We start from the raw sequence: 17,409 nt of genomic DNA, 5'->3' as shown, positions 1-17,409 counted from the left end.
GGTCGCCGCGGTCAGGGGGTCCGCTCCGCGACCCGGGCGAGGCTCCCGGGATGGGCCGCACGGCCGACCAGCAGGGCGACCAGCGCGCCGACCGCCGCCACCGGCACGATGCGCATGGCGCCGACCAGGCCGACCCGGTCGGCCAGGATGCCGGTGACCACCGGTCCCGCGGCGAGGCCGAGCAGGTTGTTCGCCAGCGTCAGCGTGCCGAGCGCGGTGGCGCGGATGGACTCCGCGGTCAGGGTCGCGACCATCGCGCCGGCCGGCCCCGAGGTGCCGGCGGCGACGAACACGCCGACGGCCAGCAGGAGCAGCTGCACGCCGCCCGGGTCGAGGGAGAACCCGAGCCCGAGGAAGAGCAGCGACGCGGCCGAGTAGACGATCGCCGTCGTCCACGTGCGGATCGGCACCCGCCGGCTCAGCCGGTCGGTGACGGCACCGCAGACGATCATGCCGACGCCCATCAGCAGGATGGCGATGGCCGCGATCCCCGCCGCCTCGCCCGGCGGCAGGCCGTAGGCGCGGTTGAGGTAGCTGGGCAGCCAGGCGAACAAGGTGCCGGCGACGAACAGCTGCAGCCCGCTGCCGACGTAGGCGCAGAGGACCGCCGGGGTGTCGACGAGCGTGCGCAGCCGCGCCCGCCCGCCCGTCGGTGCCGACGGGTCGCCGTCGGCGGCCCGGTGGCGGCGGAGCTTCTCTTCGGTGATGAGCAGCCGGTACACCGCCACGAGGACGAGACCGAGGATCGCCATGGCGCCGAAGGCCCAGCGCCAGCCGAACCGGACGGCGAGGGCGCCGCCCAGGGCGACCCCGATGACGCTGCCGAACGAGCCGCCGGCCATGAAGGCGCCGGTGAACGAGGCCCGGCGGTAGGCCGGGAACACGCTCAGGACGACGGCCAGGCCGACGCTGCCGTAGGCGGCCTCGCCGACCCCGATGAACAGGCGGGACAGCATCAGCTCGCCGTAGCCCGCCGATACCGCGGACGCGGCGGTGGCCAGGCTCCAGACGACCGCCATCAGGACGATCGCGCGGACCCGGCCCCAGCGGTCGGCGAGGAGCGACAGCGGTACGGCGAGGATGCCGACCGTGATCGCGACGACGCCGGTCAGCGCGCCGAGCTGGGTGTCGGTCAGCGCCCACTCGGTCTTGAGGATGGGGAAGACGGCCGAGAGGACCTGCCGGGACATGTAGTCCGACAGCAGGAGGGCGAAGGTGAGGGTGAAGACGAGCCAGGGGAAGAACCGGCGAGCGCGGGTCGAGGGCGCCTGGCCGCTGACCAGGCCTGGAGAAGCCACGACGGCCATGGTGGACGGTCCGCTGCCACGAGTCGATGCCATGAGGGCAGGGGCCCCGTCGACCGGGTCGTCCACCGTCGAGAACGCCGCGTGGGGCGCGGGAGGGGGGCCCACCCCCACGCGGCTGGCTCGAGCTTGCCAGGTCGGCGCCAGTGTGCTGTACCGAACCGGACGACTGTCATGGCCGTTTCGGACACGTCCTGGCAGCCGGCCCTCCACGACGGGCACTGCGGTCGATCACCCCCGGGGGATGAGGTACCGCCGACCTCCGTGACCGACGGTCACCGGCATGACCGAGACCGTCCGACGCGAGACCGCGATCGCCGACCACGGCATCGTCGGTGACCTGCAGACCGCCGCACTCGTCACGACCGACGGGTCGATCGACTGGTTCTGCTGCCCACGGTTCGACTCCCCCAGCGTCTTCGGTGCGCTGCTCGACGACGAGCTCGGCGGACACTTCCGCATCCACCCGGCCGGGACGTCCTACACGTCCAAGCAGATGTACCTGCCGGACACCGCCGTCCTGGTCACCCGGTTCTTCTCCGACGACGGCCTGGGTCAGGTCGTCGACTTCATGCCCCCGACCGACGCGACCGCGACCGACCAGCACCGGATCGTCCGGATCGTCCAGTGCGTGCGCGGCCGCATGACCTTCGCGATCGACGTCGCACCGCGGTTCGACTACGGCCGGCACCCGCACCGACTCGAGGCCACGGACCAGGGCGTCACGTTCGTGGCGAACGGCCAGCGGCTCACGCTGCACATCGTCCGTGAGCCCGAGGACGAACGGCTGGCCGACGTGCGGGTCGAGGACATCGACCTGCACGGCACCCTCAGCCTGGTGGCAGGACAGACGCGCGGGGTGGTCCTCGAGTCCGCCGCCGACGGGCCACCCCGTGAGATCCGCCTCAGCGAGGTGCAGGCCCTCTTCGACGCGACCGTCGCCTACTGGCGCTCCTGGGTCGGCCGGTCCACCTACACCGGGCGGTGGCGGGAGGACGTCCAGCGGTCGGCGATCACCCTGAAGCTGATGACCTACGCGCCCTCCGGCGGTCTCGTGGCCGCACCGACCGCCGGCCTGCCCGAGCAGATCGGCGGCGAGCGCAACTGGGACTACCGGTACACGTGGGTGCGCGACGCCTCGTTCTCGGTGCACGCGCTGCTCAAGCTCGGGATGACCGACGAGGCGGCGCGCTTCGGGGCCTGGCTCGGGGACCGGATCCGCGAGCGGCTCAGCAGCGACAGCGGGCCGCTCAACATCATGTACCGGATCGACGGCTCCTCCGACCTCAAGGAGGACGTGCTGGACCACTGGCGCGGGTACCGGGGTTCGGCACCGGTGCGCATCGGCAACGGCGCGGCGGAGCAACTGCAGCTGGACATCTACGGCGAGGCCATCGACAGCATCTACGCCGGTGTCCGGGCCGGGCTCCCCCTCCCCCACCAGGGGTGGACGGCGACCGCCCGGGTGCTGGACTGGCTCGCCGACAACTGGGACCAGCCGGAGGAGGGCATCTGGGAGACCCGCGGCGGTCGTGAGCCGTTCACCTACGGGCGGGTCATGTGCTGGGTGGCCTTCGACCGCGGGATCCGGATGGCCACGGAACACGGCCGGCCGGCGGCCGTGGACCGCTGGCGGGAGGAGCGGGACCAGATCTACCGGCAGGTCCTCGACCGGGGGTTCCACTCCACCCGCAGGGCGTTCGTGCAGCACTACAACACCGACGTGCTCGACTCGGCGCTGCTGCGCATGCCGACCGTCGGCTTCGTCGACGGGCGGGACCCGCTGTGGCTGTCGACCCTGACGGCGATGGACAGTGAACTGGTCACCGACAGCCTGGTCTACCGCTACGACCCCGATGCCTCACCGGACGGGCTGCGCGGCTCGGAGGGCACGTTCTCGCTGTGCACGTTCGCGTACGTGGACGCCCTCACCCGCGCCGGGCGGCTGGACGAGGCCCGGAACGCCTTCGAGAAGATGCTGACCTACGGCAACCACGTCGGTCTGTACTCCGAGGAGATCGCCCTCACCGGGGAGCAGATCGGCAACTTCCCGCAGGCGTTCACGCACCTGGCTCTCATCGACGCCGCCGTCACCCTGGACGCGGCTCTCGACGGGCACCGCCCTGGCTGACCCATCGCGGCGTCGTCCCGTCGGGTGGTACCCGACGGGACGAACGCCGCCGACGCCGGGTGGCCGCCGCCCCCGTCGAGGAGCCATGACACGGACCCGCCCGGCCGTCGCGAGCGCACGGATGACCGCGGCGGCCGGCGCGATCGTGCGCGCCGGCCGACACCAGGAGGACACACCATGACGAGGACCGTGGCCGGATCCAGGGGCGTGGCCTCGGCGGGATCGGTCATCCTGCCGCTCGCCCTGGCCCAGTTCATCGCCAGCTATGCCGCCTCGAACATGAACGTGGCGATCAGCACGATCGCCGACGACCTGGACACCGACGTCGCGGGGATCCAGACCACCATCACGCTGTTCACTCTGACGATGGCCGCCCTGATGATCCCGGGGAGCAAGCTCACCGACATCTGGGGCCGCAAGTACTGCTTCATCCTGGGCCTGCTCATCTACGGGGCGGGTGCACTCCTGGCCGCCCTGGCACCGGGGCTGGCCCTGCTGACCGTCGGCTACTCACTGCTCGAGGGCGTCGGCTCGGCGCTGCTGATCCCGCCGATCTACATCCTCGTGACGGTGTTCTTCGACGACCTGAAGACCCGGGCCAAGTGGTTCGGCGTCGTCAGCGGGGCCGCGGGGCTCGGCGCCGCGGCGGGACCACTGATCGGGGGCCTCATCACCAGCTCCGTCGGTTGGCGGGCCTCGTTCCTGCTCCAGGTGGTCGTGGTGGCCCTGATCGTGTTCCTGGCGCGGCGGATCGACGACCCACCGCTGCCGGCCGAGCGGCCGCGCTTCGACGTCCTCGGCGCGGTGCTGTCGGCGGCCGGGCTCTTCCTCGTCGTCTTCGGCGTCCTCCAGACGAACACCTACGGCTGGGGGCTGTCCCGGGTGTGGCTCTACGTCGCCCTGGGCGTGCTCGTCCTGGCGGGCTTCTTCGTGCACGCGCGGGCCCGGGAGCGCGGTGGCCGCACACCGCTGGTCTCCGTCCGGCTGTTCCGGAACCGGACGTCGAACCTGGGCCTCGTGACGCAGACCGTGCAGTGGCTGGTGATGCAGGGCTCGTTCTTCGTGATCTCGGTCTTCCTGCAGCAGGAGCGCGGCTACTCGGCGATCCAGACGGGGCTCATGCTGGTACCGGCCACCGTCGGGGTCCTGCTGGCGTCCGCGATGGCGCAGCGGATGGCCAGCCGGCACCCGCAGCGGCTGCTGATCCGGGGCGGGTTCACCCTGACCGTCGTCGGCCTGGCCCTGCTCCTCGCCCTCTCCCGGCAGGACTCGGCCGTCTGGACCTTCGCGCCCGGCCTGTTCCTCATGGGCTTCGGCATCGGCGCCATGCTCACCGCGTCGGTGAACGTCGTGCAGTCGGCGTGGCCGGAGGAGGTCCAGGGCGACATCTCCGGGGTCTCGCGGAGCGTGTCGAACCTGGGCTCGTCGTTGGGTGTGGCCATCGCCGGCTCGGTGATCGTGGCGGCGACGGCCGGCGGCAACCCGCCGTTCCTCACCGCCATCCTGGTCGTCGGCTGCTTCGCCCTGGTCGGGTGGGTCGCCGCGCTGCTGCTCCCGCGCGCACCGCGCCGGGTCCCGGCCACCTGACCCGACCGACACCCCCACAGCCCTGGTCGCTCGCGCCCACGGCACGGCCGGCCGGGTGCTCCGTGTGGGAAGCGGAGGTCCGCTGCGGGGACGAGCGGCGCGGTCAGGTCACAGGATGCCGCGCTCGCGGGCCCGCCGGACCGCCTGGTTCCGCCGGCTGACCGCGAGCTTGCGCAGGATGCTGCGGATGTGCGTGCGCACGGTGTTCACCGAGATGAACATCGTGGCCGCGATCTCCGCTGTGGACAGCATCTGCCCGAGGTGCCGGAGGACCTCCATCTCCTTCTCGCTGAGGTCCTGGATCACCTCCGGCACGGGAGGACCCGCCACGGGACGGTGCCCGCCGGGCATCGGCTGCGCGGTCGACGACGGGCTCAGCCACGCGGCGGGCTCCTGCAGCCGGGGGTGCGTGCGCAACAGACGCCGGGCCTGGGGCGGGGAGTCGAGGAAGGGCCAGCGCTGCAGCTCCGGCCGGGCCAGGTCCAGAGCCGCGGCGAGTTCCTCCGCCGCGGCGGGCACCCGGCCGGCCTCCAGGAGCTGGCACGCCCGGACGACGACGGTCTCCACCGCCGCCGCCGGAGTTCCCGAGGGCTCGTCCTCGGACGCCGCGGCGCGCACTGCCGGGTCCCCGGTGACGAGTCCCACCGTGGTTCGCAGGCGCCGGCTCCACGGCTCGCCGCTGCTCTCGTCCCGCAGGATCGCCAACCCCTCGCCGACGTGCCCCCGGGCGATGGCGAGCCGGACCACCTCCGTGACCACCTGCTCGGCCACCCACGGTGGCAGGCGCGGTCCGCGGAGGTGGGGCGCCAGACCCTGCTCCGCGGAGTCGTACTCGTGCCGGTTCCGGGACAGCTGGCTCTGCAGCACGGCCAGCAGCGGTGCCGTCACCGTCGCCGCGGGGGTGTCGACCCGGTCCCGCCCGCGCACCCGCGCCCGGCCCACCCACTCCCGCGCATCACCGAGGGCGTAGCGGCGCAGGTGGACCCACGCGAGCGCCGCCGCCGCGGCCGGCTCCAGCTGGGCGTCCTCCCTGCCCTCCTCGCGCCCGAGCTCCTCGGCCTCGTTCGCGGCGTGCACCGCCCGGGTCAGGTGTCCCGCGAGCGCCTCCAGGACAGCGAGATGGGCGAGCGCGAGGCTGCGCAGGCGGCGGGAGCCCACCGACTGGGCGGCTGCCGCGGCGCCGCGCAGCCCGGTGAGGACGTGTGCGACCGGTGCGTCGGTCCCGAGGCCCGCCACGGCACGCAGTGCGCCGATCACCGCCGCGTACTCGCGCCACTCGCGCCGGTCCTCGTGGGGCAGGTCGGCCGCCAGGAGGGCCGCGGCGTCGGCTCCGGCGAGCAGCGCGACGGGGTCGGCGCCCGCGGCGGCGTCGGCCGCCAGGCAGGCGAGCGTGGCCGACGCGCGCAGGGTCAGACGCTGCTCCGCTCCACGCGCGCTCGCTGCCTCGACGAGATCGGCGGGTGCCGGCACGTGCCGGCCGCCGAGCGCGGCGGCGGTGCGGAGGACGGCGGCCTCGGGACCGGGGAGCCGGGCCAGCTCTGTCTGGAGTCCACGCAGCGCGGGATCCGTGCCGTGCGCCAGCAGGCGCATGACGACCAGGTCGTCGATCAGCAGGCGCGTGACCGAGTTCCAGTCCTCCGCGGCGGCCGCGTGCACGACGGCCTCTGCGGACCGCCCCGCTTCCGCGTACCAGGCGGCACAGGTCCGGTGCAGGCCGGCGACCTCACCCGGGTGGTCCCAGGCCAGCTGGGCCTGCAGCATGTTGCGGAACAGCGGGTGGATCCGGAACCCGCCGGGCGCGGCGGGGAACTGCTCGACGAAGGCATTGGCGCGGGCGAGCCCGGCGAGGACGCGCCCACCGATCGGCCGCCCGCAGAGCCGGTCGACCAGGTCCGGCCAGAGTTCCCCGGTCACGCTGATCCGCAGCAGGAACCGCCGGACGGTCGCCGGCTGCCGCTGCAGCACCTCCTCGAACAGGTACTGGGCCACGCTCCCGTCGTCCTGCGCCATCCGGGTCACCAGGTGCTCCGGTGACGCACCCTGCTTCAGCGGAGCGGCAGCCAGCCGCAGGCCCACCGCCCACCCCTGCGTCTCCGCGCACAGCGCCCGGGCGACCTCCGGCGACACCGGCACGCCCAGGGCGGTGAGCAGGTCACGGGTCTCGTCCGGCGTGAACGCCAGCTCATGACAGCGGATCTCGGAGATGGTCTCGGCCAGCCGGTACTGGTGGAGGGGCAGGAGGGGGTCGGCGCGAGCGCACAGCACCAGCCGCAGCCCCCGTCCTCCGTGACGGACGAGGCTGTCCAGACCGCTGGTGATCGACCGGTCGGTGATGTGGTCGGCGTTGTCGACGACGAGCACCACCGGCCGCGGCTGCCCGGCCAGGTGCGCGGCGAGCCTCGGCAGGAACCAGCTCGGCGGCGCCTCCCCGGGCACGAGCGCGGGGAGGTCGCTGCACCGGACACCGGCGCCGGCCAGCACCTCGACCACGTAGCTCCAGAACGTCGCGGGGTCGTCGTCGTAGTCGTCCAGCGTGAGCCAGGCAACCGGCCGGGCGTGCCCCTGCGCCTGTCGCCAGCAGGTCGCCAGCACGGTCTTCCCGGAGCCCGCGGGCCCGCTGAGCAACGTGACCGGGGACCGCTCCACCGCGCGCGACAGCAGTCCCATCAGGCGCGGCCGCAGCACGGTCGCGTGCGCCAGTTCCGGAGGTGCCAGTTTGGACGGGAACAGTGCGACGCCGCTCCGGCCGGCCGGCGAACTCGCGCCCGGGGTGTTCGCTCGGGCACTCGACGACCTGGTCATTACCCGTCCTCCAGGTGCTGGTCCTCGTCACCCGACCTGGCCCGATCGCTCCGGCGCCCGACAGATGTGTGATCGCTCGGTGCCCCAGGGTCGTCCCGTCCCCGGCGGTCTCTCAGGGTCGAAGGTCCCGAGACGGCCCAGCCTGACGGTGGCGGGCGGACGACGGCGCACCCGTCGTCCATCGCGGACGATGACCAGCTCCCGGCACGGGATCCACGCTCGCCACGTCCGGGGACGTCACAGGGCGTCCGCTCCGACCCGTTCCGCGGCCCGGACGACCAGCCGGAGGTACGCCATGACGACCATCGCGTCCCCCTCGGACCGCTTCGTCGTCCTGGACTCCCTCATCGTCCGTGCCCTCGCCGAGCTGCGCGCGGCCCGGCGTCCGTGCAGGAGGATGAGCGACCGGGAACTCCTCGACTCCCGGAGGCGGGCGGAGGCCGACCTCAACGCCCTCCTGGAGTACCGCCACGCCGCGCGGCAACGGGCGGTGCGGTCGGCCGCGGACGACGCGCCGACCCGCTGATCGACGGGGAGGCACGCCGGCGGCCGGCGGCCGGCGGCCGGCGGCCGACAAGGACCCTTGACATCCATGGGCGGTGTCAAGCATCCTTGTCGTGACAAGCACGCTTGACCTCCTGAGGTGTCCGTGAGGAACGACGTCCGCGAGCTGCGCCTGGCCGCCGGGCTCTCCCAGCGCGAGCTGGCGCAGTCGCTGGACGTCTCCCGGCAGACGGTCAACTCCATCGAGACCGGCCGGTACGACCCTTCTCTCCCCCTGGCCATCGCCATCGCCCGCCACTTCCACCGCACCGTCGAGGAGATCTTCCATGTCGGCTGACCGACGCACCGCCACTCGGACGACCCTCGCTCTCGGCGGCGTCCTGGCGGCCCTGGCGCTGGTGATCGCCACCGGCCTGCTGCTCCGGGAGTACGGGCCGGGCAACATGGGCGTGGGGATGCTGCAGGGTGCCGGGATCGGACTGGTCGGCGCCGCCGTCATGGCGTGGCGCGTGAGCAGGCGCCCGGGACGCGCCACGACGTTCGAGCGGGCGTGGACCCAGACCGGCGACGAGCGGGACGACGACCTGCTCACCCGCGCCCTGGCCGTCCTGGGCATCCTCGCCTTCCCGCTCACCAGTGTCGCGGCCATCGCGATCGGGTTCGGCGCCGCCGTGGAGATGGTGATCGCCCTGCTGCTCGTCGCGGAGGTCGGAGTCGGGGCGGTCGCGTTCGCCGTCATCAGCCGGCGGAGCTGACCCCCGCAGCGGCTCCGGTCCGTGCCGGCCGGGCCGACGGCAGGGTCAGTTCGTGCCGAGTCCCGGAGCCGCTCCGCCGAGGCCGGCGTCGCGGGCGCGGGCCACGGCCTCGGCGCGGTTGGCGACCTGCAGCTTGGCGAACAGGGTCGAGACGACGTTGCGCACCGTCTTCTCCGAGAGGAACAGCCGGCCGGCGATCTGCCCGTTGGTCAGCCCCGTCGCGACCAGGTCCAGCACCTCGCGCTCCCGGTCGGAGAGACCGGGGAAGGCGTCGAGCGCGTGCCGGGCCGCCGGCAGCCGGGACAGCGCCGCGCCCACGCCGCGGCCGAGGATGGTCTCCCCGTCGGCCACCGCCTCCAGTGCCCGGGAGATCTGCGCCCGGCTGGCCCCCTTCACCAGGTAGCCCCGCGCGCCGGCGCGCAGGGCCGCGGCGACGGCGTCCTCGTTCTCCACCATCGTCAGCACCAGCACCGCGGTCCCGGGCAGCTCGCCGGTGATCCGCGCGGTGGCGTCCAGGCCGTTGCCCGACGGCAGGTGCAGGTCCATCAGGACGATGTCCGGCCGGTGCTCCCGGGCGAGGTCCACCGCCTCGACGGCGTCCTCGGCCTCGGCCACCACCGTCGCCCAGTCAAGCGAGTCGACCAGCGCGGCCAGCCCGGCGCGGAACATCGGGTGGTCGTCGACGACGAGGACGGTGCGCGATGCCGTCACGACGTCCCCGTCGGCAGCGTCGCCCGCACGGTGGTCCCCCGGCCTCCGCTGACCACGCAGCTCCCGCCGAGCTCTGCCGCCCGTTGGTGCATCGACCCGAGGCCCACCCCCGTCGCCGCGCCCGGCCGGACGCCGACCCCGTCGTCCACCACGGTCAGGTGCAGCGCTCCGTCCCGGTGGTGGATGGTGGCCCGCACCCGCGAGGCCTGCGCGTGCCGGGCCACGTTGGTCAGCGCCTCCCCCATGATCCGGAAGGCTGCCACCTCCACGGCGGCCGGCAGCGGACCCGGCTCCTCGGGCACGTCGACGGTCACGTCGATGCCGCCGTCCCCCAGCCGCGCAGCGTGCGCCCGCACGGCACCCACGAGCCCGAGGTCGCCCAGCGCCGCCGGCTGGAGGTCGTCGACGATCCGCCGCACCTCCGCCACGCTGCCCCGCAGGTACTCCGCCGCCGAGTCCAGCATCGCCGCCGCCCGGGCCGGCTCGCTGCCCACCAGCTCCGCGGCCGCCTCCAGCTGCATGGCCGTGGCGGCGAGACCCGGGCCGAGGTCGTCGTGCAGGTCGTGCCGCAGCCGGCGGCGCTCCTCCTCGCGCGAGGTCACGATGGACTCGCGGGAGCGCTGCAGCTCCTCCGAGAGCAGGACGGCGTGCGCCGCCTGCGCCGTCTGCCGGACGAGCTCGTCGAGCAGCGAGCGCAGCCGGGGGCCGAGGCCACCGGCGGGCAGCTCCAGGTCCAGCTCCCCCACCGCACGGCCCTGGTGCACGAGCGGCACGGTCTCGGTGCGGGACGACGGCGACCCGACGGTCACCGCGGCCCGCCCGGGCAGCCGCAGCGCGACGTGCCTCAAGCGCAGCGTCCGCGCCAGCACCTCCACCACGCCGGGCAGCACCTCCGACGGCGAGGCGGCCGAGTCCACCCGCCGCCCCAGCTGGCCGACGGCGACCTCCGGCTCGAGCACGTCGCCGTAGAGCAACCGGTTCACCGCCCGCTCCAGCCCGTCCCGCGCCGGCTGCACGAGCACCGCGGCCAGGGCGAAGACCAGCAGGTCCGACCGCCCGGTCAGCCGGCCGAGGACGGAGCTGGCGAGCACCAGCAGCCCGCCGTACAGCGCGAGGGCCAGCAGGCTCATCGTCAGGTAGACCAGCGTGCGGCCCAGCGCGGCGTCGACGTCCCACAGCCGGACCCGCACCACCGCCCAGGTGACCGCCGCCGGCAGCGGCAGGAGCGCGGCGGCGATGAGCAGCGTCTGCGCGGCCGGCACCACCCAGGCCAGGACCAGCAGCAGCACCGTGCCCAGCGCGCCGGCCAGCACCCACAGCACCTGCTCGCGCTCGCGGCCGGCGCTGCGCCGCAACCGGACGACGAGCGAGGCGACGCCGAGGACGGCGCTGACGACGACGAGCAGCAGCGAGGCCCCGACGACCGACCACGCGCCCTCGATACCGACCGGGTTCGTGACCCCGCCGTAGGCGGCCGGCACCGGCTGGTCCTGCTCGCCGTACGGCGTGACCGCCCAGGCCACCGGGGCCAGGACGTTCGCGACGACGGCCACGGCGAGCGCGACCCGCCACCGCGCCCCGGGCAGCCGGCCGTCCGGCAGCAGCTGCAGCAGCAGGGTCGGCACGGGCACGTAGGCCGGCACCCACAGCCAGGTCGACACCCAGAACGCCAGGGACCCGAGCGGCGAGGACGGGTCACCGGGCAACAGCACGGCGGCGACCGTCGCCGCGAGGGACACCCCGCCGCCGGCCAGCCCGACGAGCAGCATCAGCCACCCGGCCGCCAGGCGCGGCCGCCGGCTCGCGACGACCGCGCCCAGCCCGCCGAACCCGGTCGCACCGACGACGCCCCAGACCAGCGCCGCGACATCCGGCTCGGCCGCCCGGGTCACCGCGAGCACCACCGCGGCCAGGGCGCACGCGACCGCGAGCCCCGCGGCGAGCACGGCGGGAAGGGTCCGGGCGGTGATCACGGGCGACATGGTGGCAGCGCCGATGTCCCGGAGGGCAGGGACACGGCACCCGCCCGAGGGAGGGACAGCCGGCAGATGCCGGCGGGACGGCGCCCCCGCGACGGTCGTCCCCGTCCGGCGACCCCGCCGGCCCCGATCCCTGGAGGACCCGACATGCACACCACGACCCGACTCGGCACCGGTCTCGTCGCCCCGCAGGCCACCGCCCCCGCGACCGACTCCTCGGCGTCGGAGGCAACCCCGCCGCACCCGCGCCGGCGCCTGCTGGCAGGCGCAGCGCTGGTGGCGCCGGTCGCGCTGGCCGGTCAGTTCCTGCTGTCGTCGGCCGGCCTCCCCCGCGACGAGGCGGCGACCTGGCTGGCCGGCCTGGCGGAGACCTCGACCCGGTCGACGCTGTCGGTCGTCGTGTACCTGCTCGGGATGGCGGCCGGCCTGGCCGTGGCGGCGTCGATCGCCCTGGCCGGCCGCGCGCGGGCACCGTGGCTCTCCGGTGCCGCCGCCGCGCTCTTGGCGCTCGGCGCCGTCGGCGGCGGTGGGTTCGCCGGGATGCGGTTGATCGCGATCGTCCTCGCCGAGCGGGGCGGGCCCGACGCCGTCGCGACGTGGACCGCCGTCCAGGACGGCGCTCCGTTCCTCGTGCTGGGCCCGCTCGTCCTCATGGCCGTGCTCGGCACGCTCGTGGCGACGGCCGCGCTGGTCCGCGCCCGGCGCGACGTGACGGTGTGGGCCGGGCCGGCGTACCTGGCCGGCTTCGTGCTCTCCAGCGGCGAGTTCACGGCGTGGGTCGCGGTGCTCGGCTGCGCCGTCCAGCTCGGGGCCCTGCTGCCGGTGGTGCGCGCCGCCGTCCGCGCCTGATCGGGCGGCGGAGGTGCTCCCGGCCCCGACGGGCGGGGAGCGCCTCCGCGGAGGAGGATGCGGCGTGCCCATCGACCACACCGTCACCTTCACCGCCGGCCCGGACGACGTGCTCGCCGTCCTCACCGACGAGGGGTTCCTCCACGACTACGCCGCAGCGCTCCAGGCCGAGCTGCAGAGCGTGGAGACCGCCGAGGTGGACGGCGGGCCGCAGACGACGCTGCGGCTGCTCGTCCCGACCACCGGCATCCCCGCGGCGTTCACCCGCTTCGTCGGGCGCGAGCTGGCCGTCGTCGACCGGCGGAGCTGGACGCCGGACGGCGACAGCGGGCACCACGGCGTGGTCCACGTCGGCGCGGAGGTCTTCGGGCGGACGGCGGTGGTCCGGGGCGAGCGGCGGCTCACCCCCGTCGAGGGCGGCACCCGCTCGACGGTGACCGGCGAGGCGGAGGTGGACGCACCGCTGATCGGCCGGCACGCGGAGGCCGCCGTCCGCCAGCTCGTCCTGGTGGTGCTGCGCCGCGAGGACGAGGTGCTGCGCCGCTGGCTCGGCGACCCCTCGTAGCCCGGGTCAGCCGACCGGGGCTCGCTGGGCCGCCGCCTCCCGGCGCAGGTGCAGCCGGTGCCGGTGGGCCTGCGGCGAGTGCACCACGGTCACCGGGCACGGCGCGTGCAGCGCGCACTGCATGCTCACCGAGCCCAGCAGCATGCTGGAGAACCCGCCGTGGCCGCGGCTGCCCACGACCAGCAGGTCCGCGCCGGTCGAGGCGCGTAGCAGGGCCTCGGCGGGCGCGCCCATCACCGCCGTGACGCGCACCTGGGCGGCCTGCTCCGGCACCACGTCGGCGACGAACGCCCGCGCCTGCTCCTCCGCGGCCACGCGGAGCTGGTCCGGCTGGAACTCGCCCACCGCGTAGAAGTCCATCCAGGCACCCGGCGGCCGGTAGGCGGTGACCGCCTCGACCGGCACGCCGCGGCGGGCGGCGTCCTCCACGGCGAACCGCAGGGCCGCCCGCGCACCGTCGGAACCGTCCACACCCACCACGATGCGGGAGCCCGTCGTCCCGTCCCGCTCGGCCATGACCCGCCTCCTCGGCCGCCGGCGCCCCCGGGGCGCCCGTGCCCCACGACCGGTCGGCACAGCCCCGAGCATGCGCGGGCCGACGGCGGTCGGACAGGGACCTTCGTCGCGCAGCCGGGCTCGCCCGGGCGGCGACGGCGGCCCGCTCAGGGCGGCATCGGCCCGCGCTCCGGCGTACCGTCCGCCCATGGCCGCGGAGCCCACAGCAGCAGACCGCCTGGTCGGTGGTCGCTACGCCCTGCGCCAGGTCCTCGGCCGCGGCGGCATGGGCGTCGTGTGGCTGGCCACCGACGAGAAGCTGCAGCGGCCGGTCGCGGTCAAGGAGGTCACCTTCGCGCTGCACCTGTCCGAGCAGGAGCGCCGGGTGCTGCGCGAGCGCACGCTGCGCGAGGCCCGCACCGCTGCCCGCCTCGACCACCCCTGCGTCACGGCCGTCTACGACGTGGTGGAGGAGGACGGCCGGCCGTGGCTGATCATGGAGCACGTCGAGTCCTGCAGCCTGCAGCAGATCGTCGACCAGCAGGGTCCGCTGCCCTGGTCCGCGGTGGCGCGGATCGCCCTCGACGTGCTCGCCGGCCTGGAGGCCGCACACCGGGCCGGGATCGTGCACCGCGACGTCAAGCCGGCCAACGTCCTCGTCTCCCCGGACGGCCGGGCCTGCCTCACCGACTTCGGGATCGCGACCGCGACCGGCGACCCGACGATCACGACGACCGGCGCCATCATCGGATCACCGTCGTACATGGCCCCGGAGCGCGCCAACGGCGAGCAGCCGCAGCCTCCGGTGGACCTGTGGTCGCTGGGCGCCACCCTCTACACCGCGGTGGAGGGCCGGCTCGCGTTCTCCCGCGGCGAGCCGATGGCCACGCTGCTGGCCGTGGTCTCCGACGAGCCGGCGCCGATGGAGCGTGCCGGACCGCTCGAGCCCGTGCTGCGCGGGCTGCTGACCAAGGACCCGGCCGCCCGGATGACCGCCGACCAGGCCCGCGGGTACCTCGAGCAGGCCCTGGCCGGCGCCGGCGTCGCGCCGGCGTGGTCGCCGCCGACCCGGGACGCCAAGGCAGCCCCACGGACCACCGACGACGGCAGCCGGGTGGCCCGGTTCGACGCCGCGGACCTCCGGGCGCTGGCGTCGGCATCGGCGTCGGCGCTCGGCTCGGTCGCCCGCGAGCAGGCCCGTCACCTCCGCGACCGGCGGCGCGACCGCCGCTCCCCCGAGGCCGTCGACGCCCGTCCGGCCGCGCCCGAGCACCCTCCGCAGCGGGTCGTGGAGGCGACCCCGTACCGCCGCCGGTTCAAGCGCCGCTGGGTCGTCGTCCCCGTGCTGCTGGCGGTACTGCTGACCATCGCCGCCATCGGCGGCCTGGTGGCCCTCGCCGCCTTCCTCCTCGGCTGGCTGTGAGGGCTCGCCGAGAGCGACGAGCGGCGGGCGAGCCCCATCTGCGGCACGCTCGCGGCATGACGACGCCGGAGCCCGAGCAGCCGCAGCCGCGCGACATCGCGCTGGAGCAGCAGACGCCCGAACAGGCCGATGACCTCGAGGCGCAGAGCGAGCCGGAGGCCGACCGCCCCGGTTCCCCCTCCTGATCGGGGCGGACCGCCGTGCAGAGCCGGGACCTCCTCCTGTACGCCTACGGCCAGGTCGCCGAGACCTTCCGGAGCACGGTCGAGGGGCTGACCGCCGAGGACCTCGCCCGGCGGGTGGGGCCGGACGCCAACCCCGTCGGCTGGCTGGCCTGGCACCTGCTGCGCGTGCAGGACGACCACGTGGCCGACGTCGCCGGCACCGAGCAGGTGTGGACGGCCGACGGCTGGGCCGGCCGGTTCGGCCTGCCGGTCGCGACCTCGGCGACCGGGTACGGCATGAGCGGCGAGGAGGTCGCCGCGGTCCGGGTGCCCTCGGCCGAGCTGCTGCTGGGCTACTCCGAGGCCGTGCACGCCCGGACGGCGGAGTTCCTGCGGGGCCTGTCCGACGACGACCTGGACCGGGTGGTCGACGAGCGCTGGGACCCGCCGGTGACCCTCGGCGTCCGGCTGGTCAGCGTGCTCTCCGACGACCTGCAGCACCTCGGGCAGGCCGGCTACGTGCGCGGGCTCCTCGGCGCGTGAGTCAGCGACCCCGACCGAGCTGGGCGGGCTCGATCCGCCGTCCGGCGACGTAGTACAGCGTCGCCCCCTCGGGGACCGCCGCGTCCCAGCCCGGGCTGACCTCCAGCCCACCCTCGGTGCGCAACGCGAGCACCGTGGCACCGAAGGTCCGGCCGAACCAGGTCTGGCAGTCGCCGAACGTGGTGTGCGGGAAGCCGGCCGGCACGCGGGTCGAGTACGTGTTGCCGTGCCCGCCGCTGGTCATGAGGTCGTTGTAGACCTGCGCGATCCCGGGGTCGTTGGCCTCCTCGGTGAGCAGGTACGGCATGTGCCACTGCACCGCCTGCACCTCCCGGTGGACGTAGCGCAGCGTGCCCAGCCGGCCGAGGTCGCGCAGCGCGACGACCAGGTGGATCCGCGGGTTGGCGTGGGCGACCGCCAGCGCCACGGCCAGGGCCTCGTTGTCGTCGCGGACGTCGACGACCGCCGTCCGCGCGCGGGCGACCGCTGCCCGGACCATGACGTCCTCCGACGAGAGGTCGCCGCGCACGAAGTGGACGTCGGGCAGCTCGGGCAGCGGGTCCTCGGCCACCTCGTCCCAGGCGCAGAGCACCACCTGGACGTCCTGCTCGGCGGCCAGTTCGCCGATGATCCGCGCGGTGCGGCCGGGCGAGTAGCCGAGCAGGACGACGTGGTCGGCGAGGTCCAGCGTGACCAGCCCCCTCAGTCTCTTGCCCTTCACCGACTGCAGGGCGGCGGCCAGCGAGGTGAAGAGCAGGGTGAGCGTGACGATGCCGCCGACGATGACGTAGACCCCGACGAGCCGGCCGGCGGGCGTCGCCGGGAAGAAGTCGCCGTAGCCGACCGTCGCCGACGTGACGACGAAGTACCACCAGTAGGTGCCGGGTTCGGCGATGCCGCTGCCGGCCGGCTCCAGCAACGCCATCGCCAGCCAGCTGCTGAGGAAGACGAAGACGGCGACCGCCAGCGGCAACCGCCAGCCGCGCAGCCGCAGCCGCAGCAGCCGCACGACCCGCACGATGAAGAACGGCACCCGACCTCCCCGACGGCGACCCGGGGCAACGTAGCGGACGGGCGTCGACGTCGGTCGCGGGAGCGTCGTGACCGGGCTCGACACAAGGCCACCGCTGGATCTGTGGACAGCCCGCTGATTTGGGGATTCGCTCCGACCGCTGGCGCGTGCCCCGGTAGACTTCGAACACCTGATCGAAGCGCGGTGGGAGGCGCACATGGGTGAGTTGGCGGTCGCGCTGGACGGGCTGGCCGACGACGAGCTGGACTCGTTGTTCGGGCCGGCGCTGCTGGACCGGCTGCGGGAGCTGCTGGTCGCGGAGAACCGGCTGGCCGCCGAGATCACCCGCACCGTGCGGCAGTGCGAGCTGGCCGGCGCCGCCGAGTCCGACGGGCTGACGACGATGCCGTCCTGGCTGCGCGGGCACGCCCGGCTCGCCCCGGCCGCGGTCCGGCGGGTGGTCGGCAACGGCCGGGCGCTGGAGCACCTGCCGGCCCTGGCCGCCGGGTTCGCCGCCGGTGCGATCACCGCCGACCAGGTCACGGTGGTCGCCCCGCTCACCCGCGCGGACCGGCGCGCCGCGGC

At 74.9% G+C, this 17,409-nt stretch carries 17 protein-coding genes; 11 read left to right on the top strand and 6 right to left on the bottom strand.

Annotated features, from left to right (window positions below; all coding sequences use genetic code 11):
* Positions 1–11 precede the first annotated feature (11 nt).
* Positions 12–1,298: an MFS transporter gene (locus MY520_RS18280; RefSeq protein WP_436693987.1), complete on the bottom strand. Its 1,287-nt coding sequence runs from the start codon at positions 1,296–1,298 to the stop codon at positions 12–14.
* A 289-nt stretch (positions 1,299–1,587) separates the two neighbouring features.
* Between MY520_RS18280 and MY520_RS18275 the strand changes: the two genes are divergently transcribed.
* Both MY520_RS18275 and MY520_RS18270 read left to right on the top strand, forming a co-directional pair.
* The gene (locus tag MY520_RS18275; protein WP_436693986.1) at positions 1,588–3,435 is read left to right on the top strand and encodes a glycoside hydrolase family 15 protein; all 1,848 of its coding nucleotides are present in this window, start codon (positions 1,588–1,590) and stop codon (positions 3,433–3,435) included.
* Positions 3,436–3,612: 177 nt separating this feature from the next.
* A complete protein-coding gene (locus tag MY520_RS18270; protein WP_436693985.1) occupies positions 3,613–5,022 on the top strand; it encodes an MFS transporter in 1,410 nt (469 codons plus the stop codon).
* Positions 5,023–5,130: 108 nt separating this feature from the next.
* Here the strand turns inward: MY520_RS18270 and MY520_RS18265 are convergent, their stop codons facing one another.
* Complete coding sequence (locus MY520_RS18265; RefSeq protein WP_436693984.1) at positions 5,131–7,689, bottom strand: LuxR C-terminal-related transcriptional regulator; 2,559 nt, start codon at positions 7,687–7,689, stop codon at positions 5,131–5,133.
* Between the two features lie 430 nt (positions 7,690–8,119).
* On the opposite strand from MY520_RS18265, the gene MY520_RS18260 reads away from it, so the two are divergent.
* From MY520_RS18260 to MY520_RS18250, 3 genes are all read left to right on the top strand, one after another.
* The gene (locus tag MY520_RS18260) at positions 8,120–8,350 is read left to right on the top strand and encodes a hypothetical protein (RefSeq protein WP_436693983.1); all 231 of its coding nucleotides are present in this window, start codon (positions 8,120–8,122) and stop codon (positions 8,348–8,350) included.
* 123 nt (positions 8,351–8,473) lie between these two features.
* Positions 8,474–8,665, top strand: coding sequence for a helix-turn-helix transcriptional regulator (locus MY520_RS18255; RefSeq protein WP_436693982.1), 192 nt, complete (start codon positions 8,474–8,476; stop codon positions 8,663–8,665).
* The gene (locus tag MY520_RS18250) at positions 8,655–9,083 is read left to right on the top strand and encodes a hypothetical protein (protein ID WP_436693981.1); all 429 of its coding nucleotides are present in this window, start codon (positions 8,655–8,657) and stop codon (positions 9,081–9,083) included. Before MY520_RS18255 ends, MY520_RS18250 begins: the two co-directional genes overlap by 11 nt.
* 45 nt (positions 9,084–9,128) lie before the next feature.
* Here MY520_RS18250 and MY520_RS18245 read toward each other — a convergent pair whose 3' ends face one another.
* Positions 9,129–9,794 carry a response regulator gene (locus MY520_RS18245; RefSeq protein WP_436693980.1) on the bottom strand — a complete coding sequence of 222 codons (666 nt, stop codon included), beginning with the start codon at positions 9,792–9,794 and terminating at the stop codon, positions 9,129–9,131.
* Positions 9,791–11,767 carry a sensor histidine kinase gene (locus MY520_RS18240; protein WP_436693979.1) on the bottom strand — a complete coding sequence of 659 codons (1,977 nt, stop codon included), beginning with the start codon at positions 11,765–11,767 and terminating at the stop codon, positions 9,791–9,793. The genes MY520_RS18245 and MY520_RS18240 overlap by 4 nt, the downstream gene beginning before the upstream one ends.
* Positions 11,768–11,920: 153 nt before the next feature.
* Here MY520_RS18240 and MY520_RS18235 point away from each other — a divergent pair, with 153 nt between their 5' ends.
* A complete protein-coding gene (locus tag MY520_RS18235) occupies positions 11,921–12,622 on the top strand; it encodes a hypothetical protein (protein ID WP_436693978.1) in 702 nt (233 codons plus the stop codon).
* A gap of 64 nt (positions 12,623–12,686) precedes the next feature.
* On the top strand, positions 12,687–13,187 hold the full coding sequence (locus tag MY520_RS18230) for a DUF2505 domain-containing protein (RefSeq protein ID WP_436693977.1): 501 nt from the start codon (positions 12,687–12,689) through the stop codon (positions 13,185–13,187).
* 6 nt (positions 13,188–13,193) lie between these two features.
* On the opposite strand, the gene MY520_RS18225 is transcribed toward MY520_RS18230, so the two are convergent.
* The gene (locus MY520_RS18225) at positions 13,194–13,703 is read right to left on the bottom strand and encodes a universal stress protein (protein WP_436693976.1); all 510 of its coding nucleotides are present in this window, start codon (positions 13,701–13,703) and stop codon (positions 13,194–13,196) included.
* Between the two features lie 187 nt (positions 13,704–13,890).
* On the opposite strand from MY520_RS18225, the gene MY520_RS18220 reads away from it, so the two are divergent.
* Genes MY520_RS18220 through MY520_RS18210 form a run of 3 tightly spaced genes read left to right on the top strand, consistent with a single transcriptional unit; the run spans position 13,891 to position 15,812 of the window.
* Positions 13,891–15,105 (top strand): serine/threonine-protein kinase, encoded by a 1,215-nt coding sequence (locus MY520_RS18220; RefSeq protein ID WP_436693975.1) that lies wholly within the window; start codon positions 13,891–13,893, stop codon positions 15,103–15,105.
* 56 nt (positions 15,106–15,161) lie between these two features.
* Positions 15,162–15,290, top strand: coding sequence for a hypothetical protein (locus MY520_RS18215; RefSeq protein ID WP_436693974.1), 129 nt, complete (start codon positions 15,162–15,164; stop codon positions 15,288–15,290).
* A gap of 15 nt (positions 15,291–15,305) precedes the next feature.
* A complete protein-coding gene (locus MY520_RS18210; RefSeq protein WP_436693973.1) occupies positions 15,306–15,812 on the top strand; it encodes a mycothiol transferase in 507 nt (168 codons plus the stop codon).
* Position 15,813: 1 nt separating this feature from the next.
* On the opposite strand, the gene MY520_RS18205 is transcribed toward MY520_RS18210, so the two are convergent.
* Entirely contained in the window at positions 15,814–16,845 is a 1,032-nt protein-coding gene (locus MY520_RS18205) for a potassium channel family protein (RefSeq protein ID WP_436693972.1), read from the bottom strand.
* A gap of 196 nt (positions 16,846–17,041) precedes the next feature.
* On the opposite strand from MY520_RS18205, the gene MY520_RS18200 reads away from it, so the two are divergent.
* Positions 17,042–17,409 (top strand): DUF222 domain-containing protein (locus MY520_RS18200; protein ID WP_436693971.1); only part of this gene is annotated, 368 nt, incomplete at its 3' end.

The organism is Geodermatophilus sp. CPCC 205506 (assembly GCF_051383635.1).
Lineage (GTDB): Bacteria > Actinomycetota > Actinomycetes > Mycobacteriales > Geodermatophilaceae > Geodermatophilus.
This window is presented reverse-complemented; position numbering and strand designations above follow the sequence as displayed.